The organism is Halohasta sp. A2 (genome assembly GCF_056175805.1).
The window spans coordinates 1-1,767 of record NZ_JAQFWV010000152.1; the positions used below are offsets into that span (position 1 = coordinate 1).

Sequence of the window (1,767 nt, forward strand, 5' to 3'; positions counted from 1 at the left end):
GTGCGGATCACGGAATCTATCGATTCCGTTGATCCGTGACTCCCCAGCGACACAGTAGTTCAGCACTGGTGAACGATCTATGAGACTGCTACGAAATCGTCTCGGCATGGAACTGCTATCCAACTACGATTATGAGTCGGTCTCCTAGCGAGTTTCGGGTTCTCCATGTGGATGATGATTCTGAACTGTTAGCGCTCTCAGAACAGCTTCTGCATAAGACCGACAGCCGGCTGTTCGTCGAGACGATGGTCGACCCACTCGATGCGGTCGAGGCCATCCGTGGGGGCAGTTACGATGCGATCATATCCGCTTACGAGATGCCCGAACTGAACGGGCTTGAACTGCTTGCGGAGACTCGCCAGCAGGGACGCGATATTCCGTTTGTGCTGTTTACGAGCGAGGATGCCGAGATCGATGCTCCTGAGGCGCTTACTCGCGGAGCCGACCGCTATCTCCAGAAAGGTGGTAATCCGGACACGCAGTACGCGGTTCTCGCTCATGCGGTCGTTGACGAAATCGAACACGCACGGACGAATGCCACACTCCGGGAGTATGAAACTGCAGTAGAGGCCTCCGATGACTCGATTTATATGTTCGATCCGGACGGAGTCTACGTGTTCGCGAACGCTGAACACCTCTCGCGACTGGTGGCCGACGGAAAGGTCAGTACTGCTGACAAACGGCAGGTAATCGGTCGCGCCTATGGCTCGATTCACCCTGACCGGGATGCCGACCGACTCACAGAGTTCATCCAAACAGCCATCGAGAAGGGCGAAGCGATCACTGAGGAGTATGCCTACGAAACCGAAGACAAGTGGTCGTATCGAACCTATAGCCCCGTCTTCGACGGAGAAACCGACGACTGTCGCGGCGTGGTCGTTATCTCGAAAGATATCACCGAACGGAAGCAGATGGAGAACCGTGAGGCGCTACTTCACTCACTGTTGCGCCACGATGTGAAAAACAAAATTCATGCCGCGGATGGCTACTTGGATTTGGTCGAGACCACCGAGTTGCCGGATGACACGGTTGGTTGGCTCTCGACTACCAGTCGGCTGCTTGACGATAGTATCTCGCTGATCGACAACGTCGGGACACTCGCCGAACTCACACAGGACGACCCCGAGCCCTGGGAGCTGGGAGAAGTGATAGAGAAAGTCCTTGACGGCTACCGGCCACAGGCTGAAACGGCCGACATCGAGATTAGTGCCGAGGACTGTTCAGGTCGTGTACTCGGCGGCCCGCTTTTAGAGCCACTGTTCGGCAATTTGGTTTCAAACGCGTTGACCCACGCCAACGCCGACTGTATTGAGATCCGCTGTCGACGCGACGGTGACGAGTACGTTGTCTCCGTTGTCGACGATGGTGCGGGGTTGGCAACTGACAGTGGTGCTGACCTACTCGAAAAAGGCGTCTCGGAGGGAGATTCTGCTGGCACCGGGCTCGGATTGTATCTCGTCAGCGAGATTGTCGACAGCTACGGCGGTCACCTGTCGTTCGATTCGTCTCCCTCGGATGGCCTTGCTGTCACGGTCCGACTCCAAGCAGCGTGAGTTGTCTGGAACTGGAGCTAGAGCGTCAATTATCCGTTTGACTCAATGTACTCTTTACCCTTCACAGTGTAACTCGGTAATGAAGAGTTGGTCGCGTCTCAGGATCGTTTAGAACCAAGCCAATACTCACCGCAACGAAGTAGCAGTTGATACGTTAGAGGAAGGGGACTGTTTCGGTGCTAGAATGAAAGAGTCCCCAATCGAGATTACACTC

1 protein-coding gene is annotated in these 1,767 nt (G+C 55.1%); it reads left to right on the top strand.

Annotation, left to right across the window (positions count from 1 at the left end; all coding sequences use genetic code 11):
* The first annotated feature begins 167 nt into the window (after positions 1 to 167).
* Positions 168 to 1,553 carry a sensor histidine kinase gene (locus tag O2S87_RS18520; RefSeq protein WP_475410195.1) on the top strand — a complete coding sequence of 462 codons (1,386 nt, stop codon included), beginning with the start codon at positions 168 to 170 and terminating at the stop codon, positions 1,551 to 1,553.
* Positions 1,554 to 1,767 lie beyond the last annotated feature (214 nt).